The sequence below is a fragment of the Bacillus mojavensis genome (assembly GCF_012648005.1).
GTDB classification, from domain to species: Bacteria; Bacillota; Bacilli; order Bacillales; family Bacillaceae; genus Bacillus; species Bacillus mojavensis.
Map to the genome: position 1 here is coordinate 2748165 of NZ_CP051464.1, position 16453 is coordinate 2764617.

At 45.0% G+C, this 16453-nt stretch carries 19 protein-coding genes and 1 other annotated feature; of the genes, 3 read left to right on the forward strand and 16 right to left on the reverse strand.

Features of this window, described 5'->3' with window-relative positions; all coding sequences use genetic code 11:
• Positions 1 to 19: 19 nt before the first annotated feature.
• The 7 genes from egsA to HC660_RS14485 form a co-directional block, all read right to left on the reverse strand.
• Positions 20 to 1201: a sn-glycerol-1-phosphate dehydrogenase gene (egsA, locus tag HC660_RS14455; protein ID WP_168748490.1), complete on the reverse strand. Its 1182-nt coding sequence runs from the start codon at positions 1199 to 1201 to the stop codon at positions 20 to 22.
• Positions 1198 to 2016, reverse strand: a complete 819-nt coding sequence (locus HC660_RS14460; RefSeq protein WP_168748491.1) for a sugar-phosphatase AraL — start codon at positions 2014 to 2016, stop codon at positions 1198 to 1200. The genes egsA and HC660_RS14460 overlap by 4 nt, the downstream gene beginning before the upstream one ends.
• Positions 1994 to 2683, reverse strand: coding sequence for an L-ribulose-5-phosphate 4-epimerase (gene araD / locus HC660_RS14465; RefSeq protein WP_010335243.1), 690 nt, complete (start codon positions 2681 to 2683; stop codon positions 1994 to 1996). The genes HC660_RS14460 and araD overlap by 23 nt, the downstream gene beginning before the upstream one ends.
• Before the next feature lie 12 nt (positions 2684 to 2695).
• Positions 2696 to 4381, reverse strand: a complete 1686-nt coding sequence (araB, locus tag HC660_RS14470; RefSeq protein ID WP_168748492.1) for a ribulokinase — start codon at positions 4379 to 4381, stop codon at positions 2696 to 2698.
• A 15-nt stretch (positions 4382 to 4396) separates the two neighbouring features.
• On the reverse strand, positions 4397 to 5887 hold the full coding sequence (araA, locus tag HC660_RS14475; protein WP_010335245.1) for an L-arabinose isomerase: 1491 nt from the start codon (positions 5885 to 5887) through the stop codon (positions 4397 to 4399).
• Positions 5888 to 6068: 181 nt separating this feature from the next.
• Complete coding sequence (abnA, locus tag HC660_RS14480) at positions 6069 to 7040, reverse strand: arabinan endo-1,5-alpha-L-arabinosidase AbnA (RefSeq protein WP_168748493.1); 972 nt, start codon at positions 7038 to 7040, stop codon at positions 6069 to 6071.
• Positions 7041 to 7238: 198 nt separating this feature from the next.
• Entirely contained in the window at positions 7239 to 8324 is a 1086-nt protein-coding gene (locus tag HC660_RS14485) for a M42 family metallopeptidase (protein ID WP_029441383.1), read from the reverse strand.
• 187 nt (positions 8325 to 8511) lie between these two features.
• Here HC660_RS14485 and ysdB point away from each other — a divergent pair, with 187 nt between their 5' ends.
• Positions 8512 to 8904, forward strand: coding sequence for a sigma W pathway protein YsdB (gene ysdB, locus HC660_RS14490; protein ID WP_168748494.1), 393 nt, complete (start codon positions 8512 to 8514; stop codon positions 8902 to 8904).
• 16 nt (positions 8905 to 8920) lie between these two features.
• Here the strand turns inward: ysdB and HC660_RS14495 are convergent, their stop codons facing one another.
• The 5 genes from HC660_RS14495 to HC660_RS14515 form a co-directional block, all read right to left on the reverse strand.
• Positions 8921 to 9190, reverse strand: a complete 270-nt coding sequence (locus HC660_RS14495) for a DUF1294 domain-containing protein (RefSeq protein ID WP_168748495.1) — start codon at positions 9188 to 9190, stop codon at positions 8921 to 8923.
• A 53-nt stretch (positions 9191 to 9243) separates the two neighbouring features.
• Complete coding sequence (rplT, locus tag HC660_RS14500; RefSeq protein WP_003222420.1) at positions 9244 to 9603, reverse strand: 50S ribosomal protein L20; 360 nt, start codon at positions 9601 to 9603, stop codon at positions 9244 to 9246.
• Between the two features lie 31 nt (positions 9604 to 9634).
• Positions 9635 to 9835, reverse strand: coding sequence for a 50S ribosomal protein L35 (gene rpmI, locus HC660_RS14505; RefSeq protein WP_003222418.1), 201 nt, complete (start codon positions 9833 to 9835; stop codon positions 9635 to 9637).
• A gap of 12 nt (positions 9836 to 9847) precedes the next feature.
• A complete protein-coding gene (infC, locus tag HC660_RS14510; protein ID WP_071543361.1) occupies positions 9848 to 10369 on the reverse strand; it encodes a translation initiation factor IF-3 in 522 nt (173 codons plus the stop codon).
• Between the two features lie 56 nt (positions 10370 to 10425).
• Positions 10426 to 10556 (reverse strand) — a sequence feature (ribosomal protein L20 leader region).
• A gap of 129 nt (positions 10557 to 10685) precedes the next feature.
• Positions 10686 to 10895, reverse strand: coding sequence for a hypothetical protein (locus HC660_RS14515; protein WP_168748496.1), 210 nt, complete (start codon positions 10893 to 10895; stop codon positions 10686 to 10688).
• A 123-nt stretch (positions 10896 to 11018) separates the two neighbouring features.
• Between HC660_RS14515 and HC660_RS14520 the strand changes: the two genes are divergently transcribed.
• Positions 11019 to 11651 carry a hypothetical protein gene (locus HC660_RS14520; RefSeq protein ID WP_168748497.1) on the forward strand — a complete coding sequence of 211 codons (633 nt, stop codon included), beginning with the start codon at positions 11019 to 11021 and terminating at the stop codon, positions 11649 to 11651.
• A 31-nt stretch (positions 11652 to 11682) separates the two neighbouring features.
• On the opposite strand, the gene lrgB is transcribed toward HC660_RS14520, so the two are convergent.
• From lrgB to lytS, 4 genes are all read right to left on the reverse strand, one after another.
• Positions 11683 to 12378, reverse strand: coding sequence for an antiholin-like protein LrgB (gene lrgB, locus HC660_RS14525; protein ID WP_010335252.1), 696 nt, complete (start codon positions 12376 to 12378; stop codon positions 11683 to 11685).
• Positions 12379 to 12399: 21 nt separating this feature from the next.
• Complete coding sequence (lrgA, locus tag HC660_RS14530; RefSeq protein ID WP_010335253.1) at positions 12400 to 12840, reverse strand: antiholin-like murein hydrolase modulator LrgA; 441 nt, start codon at positions 12838 to 12840, stop codon at positions 12400 to 12402.
• A 134-nt stretch (positions 12841 to 12974) separates the two neighbouring features.
• Positions 12975 to 13700 (reverse strand): LytR/AlgR family response regulator transcription factor, encoded by a 726-nt coding sequence (locus tag HC660_RS14535; RefSeq protein WP_168748498.1) that lies wholly within the window; start codon positions 13698 to 13700, stop codon positions 12975 to 12977.
• A complete protein-coding gene (gene lytS / locus HC660_RS14540; RefSeq protein WP_168748499.1) occupies positions 13678 to 15459 on the reverse strand; it encodes a two-component system sensor histidine kinase LytS in 1782 nt (593 codons plus the stop codon). Before lytS ends, HC660_RS14535 begins: the two co-directional genes overlap by 23 nt.
• A 172-nt stretch (positions 15460 to 15631) precedes the next feature.
• On the opposite strand from lytS, the gene HC660_RS14545 reads away from it, so the two are divergent.
• Positions 15632 to 16417, forward strand: a complete 786-nt coding sequence (locus HC660_RS14545; RefSeq protein WP_010335256.1) for an HAD family hydrolase — start codon at positions 15632 to 15634, stop codon at positions 16415 to 16417.
• Positions 16418 to 16453 lie beyond the last annotated feature (36 nt).

Here is a 16453-nt window from a genome sequence, read left to right on the forward strand (position 1 = left end):
CCATTCGAGGTGCGGGCTATTAATAAAGACCATGATTGACAAGCGTTTTGTTTTCATTGATGAGTCTTAATCCGGTGCAGCGGTCTCTTAAGGTGTGCGCGTGTCTGAAGGCATTCTTGACGGAATCCTGCCCGACACCGATTTCGTCAAAATACGCAGGGCCTCCGGCAGATTTCAGCCAGCCGGCCAGCTTTTTTCCTTCCGGCAGCGTTTCATAAGCCGATTGAATGACTTCCCTTTGACGTGGAGAAAATTCATTCAGCCCTTCAGCCTGGATCAGCTTTCTGTACGTGTCAGTCAATAAAACGGCCGCACAACCTACTTTTGCCCCATGGAGAATCTGAGGCCGTTTTTTCTCCATTAATTCCATCTCAATCCAATGGGAAATATGATGCTCCCCTCCTGATGCAGGACGGGAATGGTCCAAAGCCAGCATGACAAGTCCTGATACGATTAAGGACTCCATCAGAACCCGGATGCCCGTTTCCGTTTTCATTGCAATGTCTTCAGCGTGTTCGATACAGGCATCAAGTGCTTCTTGTACGAGCTTTGCGCCTATTGGTGAATAAGGCTCACCAGCGAGCTGATGAGAAATGTTCCAATCAGCCAAAGACGTCATTTTGCCTAGCATATCCCCAAACCCGGCCGCCACCATAGGCTGCGGCGCCGCTTTTAAGATATCAAGATCAGCGAACAGCGCGGACGGGGCCTTCGTTTGGATGGTTGTTTTCGTACCGTATAAAATAATGGGCGCACCAGCTGATGTAAATCCGTCAACGGATGGGGCAGTCGGATATGAAATAAACGGCAGCCTCCTCTGGAAGGCGGCAAAACGCACGATATCATGGATAGTCCCTGAACCGACTGCGATCATGATATCTGTTGATTTTTTCGTGTGGACCAGCACATGAATGAGTGATCGTTCATCTGCCACCACATCTCCTGCTTCATTTTCCGGAATAATCAGGCACTCCGCCTGAAGCTCTCCCTTTATCAAGCGGTCTTCTAACTCGATCCCCGCTATACGGTGCGTATTCCGATCACAGACAAGGACGATACGCTGATCATTCCTTCTTTTTACATAATCCAACAACCGATCGGCTGCTTGTTTTTCAAGAACAATTTCGTCTACTCCTAGAGGACATGTCATCTCCCCCGCGTGTTCAAAAGCACGCTGAACGTCAGCTGCGATATGATTCATAGCAGAATCCCCTCCTCAGCCAGTTTGGTTACATCCTTAATGGACTCCAGTACATAATCCGGCGTATATAAACGCTGTTCTCCCGGTTTCGCAGAACCAGTCAGCACTAAAGCGCTCTTCATGCCATACAGCTTTCCCATTGCGATATCAGATTCAATGCTGTCTCCTATAATCATACATTCATGCGCGGAAAGCCCCAGCGCAGTACAGGCAGCCTCCGCCATCAGCCATGAAGGCTTTCCGACGACAAGCTCCGTCTTCGCCTGAGCAGAAGCTTCTATCGCCCCGATCATTCCCGCAACGTCGATGGCATTTCCGTCCTCATTTGGAAAATAGCGATCTTTGTTCGTGGCAATTATACGAGCGCCTGCGGCGGCCGCTTTAAAGGCTTGATTCAAGTCTTCGTAGGTGAGTGTTTCATGAAGTGAGATGACAAGCCAATCTGCCTCCTTCGGTTCATCCGCTGTCTGGACACCCGCCAGCCTCAGTTCGTCTATCAAACCTTGTTCTCCAAGCACCCATACCTTTGAAAAACGATAGTTTCTTTTTAAAAAGGCTGCTGTCACACTTGATGACAAGACAATTTCGCTTACATCTGCATCTATACCGGCACCAAGCAGTTTTTTTCTGCACATGGCACGGGAGATATTTCCCCGGTTGCTCAAAAAGACGATTTTCTTTCCCATATTTCGAAGTGTACTGATGGCTTCTCTTGCTCCATCGATCAGTTCGTTTCCTCTGAATACGGTACCGTCCAAGTCAATCAGAAAACCGGCCGGTGACACTGCGGGATTATGACTGGCCATAATACGCATTTGCTCCGTGTTTTCGATAGAAGTGCTTTTCGTGGAGAACAGTATTGATCGGGCTGAGATTCTTGTTCAGCATCATAGAGTGATACGCCATTTCCGCAACCGTTTCTAACACCACCGCGTTGTGAATGGCGTTTAAGGCGTCTGTGCCCCAGCAGAACGGGCCGTGGTTATTAACGAGCACGCCCGGCACCTGCTCGTATTTATGATGCTGAAAGGTCTCCGCGATCACTTTGCCTGTATTCAGTTCATAGTCATGGATAATTTCTTCATCGTACATTTCTCTTGTACACGGAATCGCACTGTCGAAATAATCGGCATGTGTCGTGCCTAAAGGGGGTATGTCCCTTCCGGCTTGCGCCCAGCTTGTCGCCCATTGAGAATGGGTATGAACAATCCCGCCGATATTCGGAAACGCGTGATACAAATAAACATGAGTGGGTGTATCAGAAGAAGGTTTGAGCGAGCCTTCTACGACCTCACCTTCCAAATTCAAAACAACCAAGTCATCGGCTGTCAGCTCGCTGTATTCGACTCCGCTCGGTTTAATGACGATTAACTCTTTTTCACGGTCAATACCGCTCACATTTCCCCACGTAAAGGTCACCAGCTGATGCTCTTGAAGCTTCAGATTGGCAGCCAGCACCTCTTTTTTTAACGTTTCAAGCATGCTCATCACCCTTTATGAATTCTTTTGTGCGGCAGATGAAAATTGAAGATTTTTTATCGTTTTCAGACGCTTCATGACATGATTCTCTTTTCCGAAATATTGAACCAGCTCTTTATATTCAGCGTATAGCTTTTCATATACGGCGGCATGTTCAGCGTTTGGCGTATAGGATATATCTTTCAGTTTCCCCATGTGCGCCGCTGCCTCTGTGACATCATCATAGCCGCCGTTTTCTTTACCGGCCGCAAGCGCGCCGAAAATGGCAGAGCCTAAGGCTGGGGCTTGCGGTGAACCTGAGATTTTAATATCCATGTTTGTGACATCCGCATAAATCTGCATGACAAACGGGTTTTTCTCAGCAATACCGCCAGCTGCGTACAGCTCTTCAATTGGCACACCGCTTTCTCTAAATGTTTCAATAATCATCCTTGTGCCGTATGCTGTTCCTTCAACTAACGCTCGGTAAAGCTCTTCAGGTTTCGTCAGCAGCGTCATGCCAAGCAGCATCCCTGTTAGATCAGCATCAACTAGAGTTGAACGGTTTCCATTCCACCAATCCAGGGCAAGCAGGCCGCTTTCACCCGGCGCTTGCAGATTTGCTTTCTCGCTCAGCAGCTCGTGAATACTGATGTTTTTTTTCTCAGCTTCGTCTTTATATGCTTGCGGGACACACGTTTTTACAAACCAGTCAAAATGATCGCCCACACAGGACTGACCGGCTTCATACCCCGCAAATCCCGGCAGAATGCCGTTGTCCACGACCCCGCACATGCCGGGCACAATGTTTACCTCGTCTCCTAAGAGAACGTGGCATGTTGAGGTTCCCATAATCATCAGCATTTTTCCTGGTTCTGTGATACCGACAGCAGGAACAGACACATGAGCGTCAACATTCGCAACAGCAACCGCTGTTCCCGGAAGAAGACCAGTCAGCTGTGCCATTTTTTCCGTCAGCCCGCCTGCTTTTTCCCCTACTGAGTGAATCGATCCCGCTAACTTGTCTTTTGTAATCGTTTTCATTGCAGGGTGAAGTTTTTCAAAGAAATCCTCTGAAGGATATCCCGCTTCTTCACTCCAAATCGCTTTATAACCGGCTGTGCAGTTGCTTCGCTTCAGCGAGCCGCACAGCTGATACACGATCCAGTCAGCTGCTTCGATCATCCGATCAGCTGCTTCATAAATGTGCGGCGCTTCTTCGGCAATCTGCATCACCTTCGGAATCATCCATTCTGATGAAATCTTTCCTCCGTAGCGCTGTAAAAAAGCTTCTCCTTCTTCTTCGGCGATTTGATTGAGCCGATCAGCATGCTTTTGGGCGGCATGATGCTTCCAAAGCTTCACATAGCTGTGCGGCTCCTCTTCAAATTCCGGCAGCATACATAATGGCTGCCCTTCACTGTCGACAGGCAAGATCGTACATGCCGTAAAATCAATTCCGATCCCGATGATCTCTTGTGGATCAACACCAGTCTGTTCAAGTAATGACGGAATCGTTGTTTCCAAGACTTCCAGGTAATCTGCCGGATGCTGAAGCGCCCAGTCCCGCGGCAGCTTTTGACCCGTTTTGGGAAGAACGGTATCAATGACAGCATGTGGATATTCTTTGACAGCAGCGGCCAGCTCTTCTCCAGTTTTGACGTGAACGAGAACCGCTCTTCCTGATAATGTTCCGAAATCAACACCTATTGTGTAAGCCAAGTGACATCCCCCTCTCTACTTTTGAAGCCTGTAAAGCGCCTCATTCCATTTCAATTCATGTTTCAGCTTGTGAATCGATGTATCACGAGAAATCAAGATACTTTCGACCCCCGCCATTTCCGCCCAATCCATCAATTGCTCCGCTGTCAATTCGTAAGACAAGCAGGTATGGTGTGCGCCGCCGGCTAAAATCCATGCCTCCGCCGCTGTTTTTAATGAAGGCTCAGGCTTCCAGAGAACGCGGGCGACAGGCAGATTCGGCATATCTTTCTCAATTTCCTGTCCGTTTACCTCATTGAGCACGAGACGGAAACGCCCTCCGATATCAACCAGACTCGCTTGAATGGCTGATCCGCTAATGCCATTGAATACAAACCGCGCCGGGTCATCCTTGCCTCCGATAGACAGCGGATGAACTTCAATTTTCGGCTGATCCAAAGCAACTGTCGGGCACACCTCCAGCATGTGTGAGCCAAGAATCATTTCATTTCCAGGTTCAAAATGGTACGTATAGTCCTCCATGAAGGACGTTCTTTTACCTTCAGCCATGATTTTCATCATCCGGACGAGTGCAGCCGTCTTCCAATCACCTTCTCCGGCGAACCCGTAGCCTTTTTCCATAAGCCTCTGAACAGCCAGCCCAGGCAGCTGTTTCATTCCGTGCAGCACTTCAAATGAAGTCGTAAAAGCCGTGTATCCGCCTTGTTCAAGAAAAGCGGTTAGGCCAAGTTCAATTTTCGCCTGTTCTTTAATGGACGCTACCTTTGCTTCGTCTCGTTTCGTTTCCTCGCTGATGACATAAAGCTTGTCATACTCTGCATAGAGTGTTTCGACCTCATCGTCCGTAATTCCATTCATCACTTCGACAAGATCCCCGATGCCATAGCCGTCAACCTGCCAGCCGAATTGAATATGCGCTCCCACCTTGTCGCCGTCCGTTACTGCAACGTGACGCATGTTATCTCCGAATCTGGCAACCTTGATATGTCTGCTTTCATTTAGCGCAGCCGCCGTATTCATCCACTGAGAAATTTCTTTCTTCACCTCTTCATCATCCCAATAGCCTGCGACAACTTTTCGGCTCAGTCCCATACGAGAATTGATGTACCCGTACTCGCGATCGCCATGTGCGGATTGGTTGCTGTTCATAAAATCCATGTCAATCGTATTCCACGGAATATCCCGATTGTATTGAGTGTGCAGATGCATAAGCGGTTTTTGGTAAGAGGAAAGGCCTTCTATCCACATTTTTGCGGGAGAAAATGTGTGCATCCATGTAATGATTCCGGCGCATGTTTCACTGTACTCCGCTTCTCTTAACAGCTGTCTGATGGTTTCCGAGGAAGTGACAACAGGTTTATGCTTAATTTTATATCTGGAAGAAATGCCGCTAAGCCCCTCACAAATGCTTTTTGCATGCTGGTCGACCAGCTGCAGCGTTTCTTCTCCATATAGATGCTGGCTTCCTGTTACAAACCAGAATTCATAATCTCTTGTCTGAAGCATGTTAACTGCCCCTTTCTTATAAAATAAAACGCTTCCAATTCCAAAATGATAGATACGTACTAATAAACGAAAACTAGTGAATTATTATTAATTTGTACGAACAACTTCATTATAGTAATTCAGTAGGATACTGTCAATCTTTTCTTTTAAAAAAAGCCAGGTGTTCACCTGGCTTTTCAGTTTAATAGGACGGCCAGCCTGAACTCCAATTCAAATCACTGATTAATAGCTTTGGAATGCCGTTATCTTTCGCGTCATAGGCATGGCGCACGAGTATGTTTCCATTTACAATATCCTGACCTCCAGGCCCTTTCCATTGTTCATTGCCGGAATCTAAGATGGTGCCCCCTCCTTCCAGCATACTTTTTCCGCTTTTATCAAGATAAGGCCCTGTTATGCTTTTAGATCTTCCATAAGCAATTTTGTACGTACTATTTACTCCATCACAGCATTTATCAAATGAAACCATTAAATAATAATAACCATTTTGATATGTGAGGGTAGGAGCTTCCAGCGCTCCGCCATTACTCGGCCTCGACGCAATGGAATAAAGCGACCCGGTAGGCTTCATCGTGTTCTTATCCAGCTTGGTCAGCTTGATTCCGCTCCAAAACGAGCCGAACGCAAGCCATGGGTTGCCATCCTTGTCAAAGGTGAGTTCCGGATCGATGGCGTTATAATTATTGGAGCTCGTTGACCGGATCACCAAGCCTTCGTCTTTCCAGCTTCCCGAGCTGATGCTTGTTGAAGAAGCAAGGCCTATGGCAGAGATATTTTTTCCGAAAGAAGAAACTGAATAATACAGCCAGTACTTTCCGTTATAATATTGAATATCCGGCGCCCACTGGTTTTGGCCGTAATTCGGCACATAAGCGGACCACCATGATAAAGGTGTGCTGAAAATCGATTTTTGCACGGTCCAGTTTTTAGCATCCGAAGATTTGAGTACCCGCAGCCCTCTTTCTTCCGTAAGACCTGTTCCAAACGCGTACCACGAGCTTCCCTCTTTGATCATCGTTGGATCATGAAGCAGTTCATTAGACGCTCCCCAGAATGCAGCGGATGCCGGTGAAGCGGAACTCAATAACAAACCCGCTGTCAGAGCAGCACTCGAAAAGTGAAAGAACCGTTTCCATGCTTTTTTCTTTTTCAATTTTGTCAAACCTCCTTTATTTTAGAAAGCGCTTACAAAACCTGAAATTGAATCCTCCTTTCCTTACAAATGAGCGGCATATCGTACGGGATCAGATTCAGGAAATTTTCGGTATCTTCTTTCATTTTAGTCACTCCGTCATAATTTGTACAGACAAAAAAATAGAATCCGCCTCACAAGGCGGATTCTTCCGTATCTTTATTGGTACGTAATATCGTCAACCGTTTGGCGATCTAACTTCTTAATGACTTCGGTGATTAATTTTACCGCGTTTTCATAATCGTCACGATGCAGCATGGCAGCGTGCGTATGAATGTATCGTGTTGCAATGGTAATGGACAGCGCAGGAACACCGTTTGCCGTCAAATGAATGGACCCGGAATCAGTTCCTCCACCGGCGATCGCGTCAAATTGATATGGAATGCCTGCTTCTTCTGCTGTATTGACAACTAAGTCACGAAGTCCTTTGTGGGAGACCATAGATGCATCGTACAGAATAATCTGTGGTCCTTCTCCCATTTTGCTTTGCGCTTCCTTCTCAGAAATCCCTGGCGTATCTCCGGCTATCCCTACATCAACACCGAAAGCAATATCAGGCTGTATCGTGTGCGCAGAGGTCTTCGCTCCTCTTAGGCCAACTTCTTCCTGTACAGTTCCAACGCCATACACAACATTTGGATGATCTGTGTTTTTTAAATTTCTCAAAACATCAATGGCAATCGCACAGCCGATACGGTTGTCCCACGCCTTTGCTAAAAGAAATTTTTCATTGTTCATTACCGTAAATTCAAAATGCGGAACGATCATATCGCCTGGGAGTACGCCCCATTCCAATGCTTCCTCACGGCTTGAAGCCCCGATATCAACGAACATCTCTTTGATGTCTACCGGTTTTTTTCTCGCTTCAGCAGATAAAATGTGCGGAGGCTTAGATCCGATAACACCTGTGACCTCTCCCTTTTTCGTCACGATGGTGACACGCTGAGCCAGCATGACTTGAGACCACCAGCCGCCGACAGTTTGAAAACGGATAAAGCCTTTATCGGTGATTTGTGTCACCATAAAACCGACTTCATCCAAATGCCCGGCAATCATAATTTTCGGACCGTTTTCCGCGCCTGTTTTTTTCGCAATTAAACTGCCAAGCCGGTCAGTTGTCACTTCATCAGCAAATGGTTCTATGTATGATTTCATCACTTGCCTTACTTCTCTTTCATTTCCCGGAATACCTTTTGCATCAGTTAATTCCTTCAGCATGGTTAATGTTTCATCCAATTTAGCCATGATTCCAAAAACCTCCCTCATATGTCCTGCATTATTATTATACAAAACCTGACGGTAACCATACGACTATTTCACTTAAAAAGCGGGTATATCTTTTTTAACAAACTTCTTTTAGAAAAAGTGAAACCTTTTTCTATGCACTTCGTATTACATCAGATCATCACAATGAGGGAGGTGCCTTCACACAATGTTTATCATGGTTCTCCGGATACTATTGCTTGCTTTATTTGCTTACTGTATTTATGCCTTGGTCAAATATGTCGCCAATCCAAAGAGAAGACTGAAGCTGGCCCAATCAAAAGAACTTTTTTATATTATCGATGAACAGAACAATACCCGAAAGAACTTTCAATTGACGTATAAAGGCGTGCTTTTTGAAGGAGAAAAGCATATTCCTTCCAAGGATCATCCGCTGTTCATCCACACCATCTTCGTATGGACAGAGTCTCCTGAAAAGCTGAAAAACTTCTCTGCAAAAGATTTTAAGAACATTGAAGAAAAAGTACTGGAACGATATCCGGATTGCAAAATTGACTGGGATCAGCCCATAAAACTTGCAAAAAAAGCAGAAGAGCGCTAAACGCTTTTCTGCTTTTTTATAAATCAAACGGACTGTAATAAATACCGATCAACACCGCTTCAATTACCAAAAGAAACGGCACACCGTATTGAAATGATGTGTGCTTCGTTTTATGTCTGAAGGTCTGCATGCCGAGCCAGACACCAAGCGCTCCAAACACAATGGCAATCAGCCACAGCCGATCTTCAGAAATTCTCCATTTGTGGTGCTGCGCTCTTCGTTTATCTGCGCCCATCACCCAAAAACCGCACAGATTGATCAGAACTAGATATACAGCAATCATCATGTTCCCTCATCCTTTATATAAAAAAGCCGCTCTTAGAGAGCGGCTCTATATCATTATTTGTTTAATTGAGCTTTAGCAGCATCAGCAAGCTGATTGAATGCAGTAAGATCGTTTACAGCAAGATCAGCAAGCATTTTACGGTTTACTTCGATACCAGAAAGCTTAAGACCGTGCATTAAACGGCTGTAAGAAAGACCGTTCATGCGAGCAGCTGCGTTGATACGAGTGATCCAAAGCTTACGGAAATCACGTTTTTTCTGACGACGGTCACGGAAAGCATAGTTTCCAGATTTCATGACCTGCTGGTTAGCTACTTTGTATAATGTATGTTTTGAACCGAAATAACCTTTTGCTAATTTAAGAACCTTTTTACGACGCTTACGTGTAACAGTTCCGCCTTTTACTCTTGGCATTAAATTTCCCTCCTAATTGTTCCTTGTCCGATTACTTGATGTTAGCAAGCATTTGTTTGATACGTTTGAAGTCTCCTGCGCTTACAACAGCACTCTTGCGAAGCTTACGCTTTTGCTTTTGAGATTTGTTGGCGAATAAGTGACTTGTGTATGCATGAGAACGTTTTAACTTCCCAGAACCTGTCTTTTTAAAACGTTTAGCAGATCCGCGGTGAGTTTTCATTTTTGGCATGGGATTTCCTCCTTATTGCTTTTCGTTTTTCGGCGCGAGCATGAGGAACATGCTGCGGCCGTCCATTTTTGGTTTTGTTTCGACTGTCGCAACCTCAGCACATGCTTCAGAAAAACGGTCTAGTACACGCTGGCCGATTTCTTTATGAGTAATTGCGCGTCCTTTAAAGCGGATAGAAGCTTTCACTTTATCGCCTTTTTCAAGGAATTTAATCGCATTGCGCAACTTCGTGTTAAAGTCATGCTCATCGATTGTCGGACTTAATCTAACTTCTTTTAAGTTAATGATTTTTTGATTTTTGCGTGCTTCTTTGTCCTTTTTCTGCTGCTCGAATCTGAACTTTCCGTAGTCCATGATACGGCAGACAGGCGGTTTTGCATTTGCTGCAACTAACACAAGGTCAAGATTTGCGCGGCCGGCTATTTCAAGTGCTTCCTGACGGGACTTGATTCCAAGCTGGTCGCCATTTTGTCCGATTAAGCGGACCTCACGTGCACGGATACCCTCATTAACCAATTGATCTTTGCTAATAATGAGCCACCTCCATAGTTTCTTCGAATTGATTCACACTCTTTTGACTGCATTCTGCAGGCAAACAAAAAGTGCGGGCATTATAAAACACCCACACTACGAACATCTGTATCAATAAAAATGTACGGTCAACCTGCCAACTACATGAATGTGTCAATCAGGTGAGAAGCGGGTGCTTCTGCTTGTGATTTATATTCAATTCAATAACTATTCTACACAATGCCGGATGTTTAGTCAAGGATGACTTACCCGGAACAACTTCCTCATTGTAACACGGGTTATTTATGAGTGCAAGAGAGAAAAAGAAAATCTTTTATTCTTATCCAGCATGCAAGTGTTCTAAACCCTCCAGACAATCATGAAGGATTTGGTTAAACAGCATTGGCTGAGCCAGCGGCGATCCATGGCAATGAACACGCTGAAAATAGCTGATTTGCTCTTCCCACATCCAGACGCTGACACCCCCGCCATGAATAAAGTCCGGAAGCTGCGGATGCTCCGCACCAGATTCTGTTATACGAAGATCCAATATACCTCCCCATCCTTCTCCTTATTTCGCAATTTACCAAAAACCACATATAGGAAAAAATGCTAAACAAAGTGAACCTCATACTAAAAAAGCCGATATAAGAACCAGAAGGGAGTCCGACACATGAACAAACCGATACAGCTTACTCTATTTTTGACATTGATAATAACCGGCTGCTCCAATAGCAACAGCATATCTTCAGAGCCAAAAGAAGAGACTGTTATCACAGCCGCAGCGTTTCATGAAAACAAGCTGGAGAAAGAGCTGAAAAACCTAAAACCCGTTTCATTGAAAATGGTGAATCCGCTCGCAACTGAATTAGGAAAGCTGAAGGCGAAGCAAGAAGCGGAGAAACAAAGACAAATCACTGCAGCGAAAAAACGCGAAAAAGAGCAGCGAGCGAAACGAAAGAAACAACAGGAGGAAGAAGCGGAAAGGCAACGATTGGCACAGGCAGCAGCAGAAAGACAAGCTGAGCTTGAAAGGCAGCGTCAGGCAGCAATCCAAAAACAGCAGGAAGCAAATGCCGAAAAAGAACGGCAAGCGCAGGAACAGCGTCAGCAGGATGAGGCATCCTCATCTAACAGCCAAAATGCGCCATCTTCCCCGAGCCAGACAGATGATGCCATTCAACAGCCGGCTTCTGAGCTCCCTGATGACGACGGTTATGGTTATGAAGAACGAAAAAAGTGGCATGACGATCAAGTGGAATGGGGCATTAAACAAGGATATATCGATCCGGAAGACGCACCATAAAATAGAAAAAGCCAAGGCTGTCAGCCTTGGCTTAACCTCCGATCAGCTGTATAAACACAGGAATGACCAGAACCGTTACGACCCCGACAACGACAACAGCAATACTTGCCATCGCGGCTTCGACTTCACCCATCTCGATCCCAACGGCTACACCGAGTGCGTGTCCGGACGTTCCGAGAGCCAACCCTTTTGAAATGGGATTCTTCACTTTAAATACCTTTAAAAACAAAGCGCCGAGCGCATACACAATGACGGCGTTAAAGATGACCGCAAAAGCTGTGATATCGCTGATGCCGCCAATATCTTTTGATAAAGGAAGCGCAATCGCCGTTGTTGCCGCCTGCGGAAGCATACTTTTCATAACAGCCTCATCAAGGTGAATCCCTTTTGCAAGCAAATAGACAATCGTGACAGAGCAGATAGAGCCTGCGATAATGGAGGACATAATTTGCCACCAGTATTTTTTCAGTTTATCTCTTTGTTTGTACAATGGAATGGCAAAGGCGATCGTCGCAGGTTCCAGGAAAAACTTAATGATTTCTCCCCCGTTATTATAGTCAGCGTAAGAGAAACCGCCGATTTTCAAGAATGCAATTCCAAGCACCATCGCAACAAACAATGGAGTGAAAAGGAAGAACCCTTTTGTTTTTTTAAATAAAAAGGTGCCGATGCCGAAAGCGGCCAGTGATACGACAATTCCGAAATAAGGACTCATTGTGCTTTCCATTTCATGAACCTCCTGTTTCTTTTAATGGTGAACAAGTTCGTTTTTCTTCTGCGGCGGCTGCACTGTTTTTGCTTTTATGTCATCGGCAGTCTTGCGTTTTCCGCTCAGTGTAAGAATAAGCTGAGAAAACAATCCTGTTGCCCCCAATAAAATAATCGTTGCGAGAAGAATGACAAGGACGATTTGCAGGCCGTATTGCTGCATCACACCAAGAGAATTCATAACAGATATACCTGATGGAACAAATAAAAATCCGATCAATGAGGTTAAAGACGTTCCGAGCGTTTCTACTTGTTCCAGTTTAATCACTTTCAAGCATAATAGGAGAAATAATAAGACCAATCCTACAACTGACGCCGGTATAGGAATTGGGACAAAAGCGGCAATCATATTGGAAACCATCATAATGACGGCAAAAATAAATGCTTGTGTTAAAAATCCGTACACTTTTTTAGCACTCATTTTCTTCACCTCTTTCTCTTTTGTACCCTCATTATAAATAAGAATTTCTCTCTATTAAGCGCTTACATGATAACTTGCCGAATATTTAAGGTGAGTTGCAGCATAAAAAGGATGAAATACAAAAAGCCGCCCCGTCAAATATGGAGCAGCTTTTTTAATTCCTTGGCATATGTCCGGCTGACCGGTATTTTCGATCCGTCTTTCATGATCAGGTTATAGGTGGAATTAAACCAAGGCTGTATCTCTTTGATGTACTCAGTATTAACGACAAAGCTTCGATGGACGCGGAGAAAATCAGGTTCCGGAAGCTTTTTTTCAATGACCACGAGCGTATCATTGACTGAATAAGAAGCATCAAAGGTTTTTACATTGACATGGCCATCTTCGGTTCCCGCAAAGATTATATCTTTCGTATCCACAATCACAATCGATTCACCGACAGATAAGGCTAATTTATGCTGGCTGGCATGGCTGATCTGTTCTGGTTCAGCAATCTCCCGCTTTACCTTTTTATACTTTTTCATTGTTTGCCGAACCCTTTCTTCATCGAAAGGTTTGGTTAAGTAATCGAGAGCGTCCACTTCAAAAGCTTTAAGTGCATACTGGTCATAGGCCGTCGCGAACACAACCGCCGGAGGATGCTTCATATTCTTCAATCGTTTTGCGATATCAAAGCCATTCTCACCGGATAAATCAACGTCTAAAAACAGCAAATCAGGCTTTTCATCCATCATTTGGTCAAACGCTGATTCAATATTTTCTGCTTCATTGATTTCTAATTCCTCATTTGTCCTTTTGAGTAAATAAGCCAGTTCATCTCTTGCCAGAATCTCATCATCAACTATTAACACCCTGAGCATGTTCTTCTCCCTCTTTCATTTGTTGCATAGGCACTTGAAAGGAAACCTCTGTCCCTTTATGTACCTCACTCTTGATATGTAATGCAGCCTGCTGGCCGAATAAACCAATCAGCCGCTGATTCAGATTATAAAGCGCAGTCCCTGTTCCTTCCTTAGAAGGCAGCGGTTTATTCCCCAGTTCCGGCAAGACGTCCGGCGGAATTCCACGGCCATTGTCCGTGACCTTCATATAGACGGATGACTCATCAGATAAGACACAAACCGTTACCTTGCACATGTCTTGTTTTTTGGGAAATGCATGCCGCAATGCGTTTTCAACAAGTACCTGTAAGACAAACGGAGGAATCTCAATTGGCTCCAGCCTGCTGTCAATATCAAGCTCAATCTCATATTTCCCGGGAAAACGCGCCTGTTCTAATGACAGATAGGCTTGAAGATGATTCAGCTCCTTTGAAAGCGGGATCAGCAGCTGTCTTGCTCCCTGGAGATTAGAACGAAAGTACACACTAAGCTGCAGCAAAAGCTTACGGGTTTTTTCAACATCTGTCCGGCATAAAGCAGAAATCGTATTGATGGCATTAAATAAAAAATGCGGGTTAACCTGTGCTTGAAGCGCTTTGATTTCCGCATCCTTCAGAAGCTTGCTTTGCAGCTCAGCCTCACCGAGCTCAAGCTGTGTCGAAAACAGCATGGCAAGCCCCTCGGCAAGCTCCTCCTCTACCTGACTGAGACCGGCCGGGCTTTTAAAATACATTTTTAACGTTCCGATTGTGTTCCCGTTTGATGTCAAAGGCAGTACAATCGCCGCGTGCAAAGGGCATTCCGGATGGGTGCATTCAATCTCTTCCTCTGAAGTAGCCTTCATGATGCGCCCTGTTTTAATTACCTTTTTAGACAGACCTGTGATCAAGCTTTTAGATGGGATATGATGGTCCATTCCCGCTCCGACATGCGCAAGTATTTTCTCATTATCCGTCAGAGATACCGCATCTGTTCCAGTCATCTTATGAATGATGGACGCTACACTTTTACAAGAGCTTTCATTTAACCCTTGACGGAAAAAAGGAAGCGTCTGATCGGCAATGGTCAGCACCCTGTGCGTTTCAAGCGCTCTTGCCTGTTCTTCCTTGCGAATAATGGCTTGAATAATCGACAGGAAAATAAAGCTGCCTGTTCCGTTAATGAGGATCATCGGGATCCCGATCATGCTGACTAGCTCCCAAGCGTCAGTGAACGGCTTTGCCATCAGCAAAATAATGACCATTTGCAAGGACTCCATACCGATTCCGACGAGAGCTGCGATACGCGGTGTCGGCATTCGGTAGCGCTTCGTAAAATACCGGCCGATCCACCCCGCTAGAATTCCGGCTAAAACAGACGAGACCGCACAGCTTAAAGCCGTGCTGCCGCCGAGCGAAAACCGATGAAGGCCTGCTAATAAACCGATTCCCGCTCCAACAAACGGCCCGCCCAAAAGCCCTCCTATTTCAACGCCTAAAATACGGGTATTCGCAATAGAGCCAGACGGATCTATTGTAAACACCCAATCATTGTTCACAATCATATGTTTTTGAATTTCGATGCCGGTGTAATTGCTGATGATGCTGAAAAGAGAAAAAATAGAAATCAGTGCAGCCTTTCCTTTGTAGCCCTCCGGATTTTGAAGAGCCTGTCTGAAAAGTTTAGTGTGAGCCAGAATAAATCCCAATATAACAATAATTCCTACCCTTTCCAGCATCATAATCATTAATTGAATCATTTATGTCACCTGTTCTTTCCCATTTCATTTTATCATTTTTCGGCAAATCGTTTCATGGCTGACTGTTTTTTTAAAATCGTCTGAAAACATATTTCACAAGGCTTTTATCTATTGTAGAATAAACATGAGCATTTTGGCAGAAAGAATTGAATCTGAAGCAGAGGAGAAGATCATGAAAGCCGTATTTTTTGATTTAGATGATACACTACTTTGGGATGAGAAAAGCGTCAGAACAACATTTGCAGAAACATGTTTACAGGCCGAGAAAAAATATGGTCTTGACCCGCAGGAATTTGAAGAAGCTGTTCGGGAAGCGGCGAGAGAATTGTACATGTCTTACGAGACATATCCTTATACGGTGATGATCGGCATTAACCCATTTGAAGGGCTCTGGTCGAATTTCTCTGAGCCGATCAGTGAAGGGTTTCAGAAGCTGAATAAGATTGTGCCGGAGTACAGACGAAACGCATGGACAAACGGCCTGAAAGCGCTGGGTGTCGACGATCCGGCATATGGTGAATATTTGGGAGAGTTTTTTGCAGCGGAGCGCCGAAAACGCCCGTTTGTATACGATGAAACATTCGATGTGCTTGATCAATTAAAAGGAAAATATGAGTTGCTGCTTTTGACTAACGGCGATCCGAGTCTGCAAAAGGAGAAGCTCGCCGGCGTGCCTGAGCTCGCCCCTTATTTCAATGAAATTGTCATCTCAGGCGCTTTTGGCAAAGGGAAACCCGACGCTTCTATTTTCGAGCATTGCCTTCAGCTGATGAATATCCAAAAGGAGGATGCCGTCATGGTCGGCGATAACCTGAATACAGACATTTTAGGCGCTTCCAGAGCCGGTATCAAAACCGTATGGATCAATCGGACGGATAAGAAAAATGAAACAGAAGTGACGCCTGATTACATCATCAGCAGCCTTCATGATTTGTTTCCTATTTTAGAACATAAATAAAAAAGCATGATCTCTTTCATGAGATCATGCTTTTTT

Excerpts from the sequence above, each read along its gene's own strand:
- egsA (WP_168748490.1), bottom strand. The coding sequence starts at position 1,201 with ATGAATCATATCGCAGCTGACGTTCAGCGTGCTTTTGAACACGCGGGG.
- HC660_RS14460 (WP_168748491.1), bottom strand. The coding sequence starts at position 2,016 with ATGCGTATTATGGCCAGTCATAATCCCGCAGTGTCACCGGCCGGTTTT.
- araD (WP_010335243.1), bottom strand. The coding sequence starts at position 2,683 with ATGCTTGAAACGTTAAAAAAAGAGGTGCTGGCTGCCAATCTGAAGCTT.
- araA (WP_010335245.1), bottom strand. The coding sequence starts at position 5,887 with ATGCTTCAGACAAGAGATTATGAATTCTGGTTTGTAACAGGAAGCCAG.
- HC660_RS14485 (WP_029441383.1), bottom strand. The coding sequence starts at position 8,324 with ATGGCTAAATTGGATGAAACATTAACCATGCTGAAGGAATTAACTGAT.
- ysdB (WP_168748494.1), top strand. The coding sequence starts at position 8,512 with ATGTTTATCATGGTTCTCCGGATACTATTGCTTGCTTTATTTGCTTAC.
- HC660_RS14495 (WP_168748495.1), bottom strand. The coding sequence starts at position 9,190 with ATGATGATTGCTGTATATCTAGTTCTGATCAATCTGTGCGGTTTTTGG.
- rplT (WP_003222420.1), bottom strand. The coding sequence starts at position 9,603 with ATGCCAAGAGTAAAAGGCGGAACTGTTACACGTAAGCGTCGTAAAAAG.
- rpmI (WP_003222418.1), bottom strand. The coding sequence starts at position 9,835 with ATGCCAAAAATGAAAACTCACCGCGGATCTGCTAAACGTTTTAAAAAG.
- HC660_RS14520 (WP_168748497.1), top strand. The coding sequence starts at position 11,019 with ATGAACAAACCGATACAGCTTACTCTATTTTTGACATTGATAATAACC.
- lrgB (WP_010335252.1), bottom strand. The coding sequence starts at position 12,378 with ATGGAAAGCACAATGAGTCCTTATTTCGGAATTGTCGTATCACTGGCC.
- lrgA (WP_010335253.1), bottom strand. The coding sequence starts at position 12,840 with ATGAGTGCTAAAAAAGTGTACGGATTTTTAACACAAGCATTTATTTTT.
- HC660_RS14535 (WP_168748498.1), bottom strand. The coding sequence starts at position 13,700 with ATGCTCAGGGTGTTAATAGTTGATGATGAGATTCTGGCAAGAGATGAA.
- lytS (WP_168748499.1), bottom strand. The coding sequence starts at position 15,459 with ATGATTCAATTAATGATTATGATGCTGGAAAGGGTAGGAATTATTGTT.
- HC660_RS14545 (WP_010335256.1), top strand. The coding sequence starts at position 15,632 with ATGAAAGCCGTATTTTTTGATTTAGATGATACACTACTTTGGGATGAG.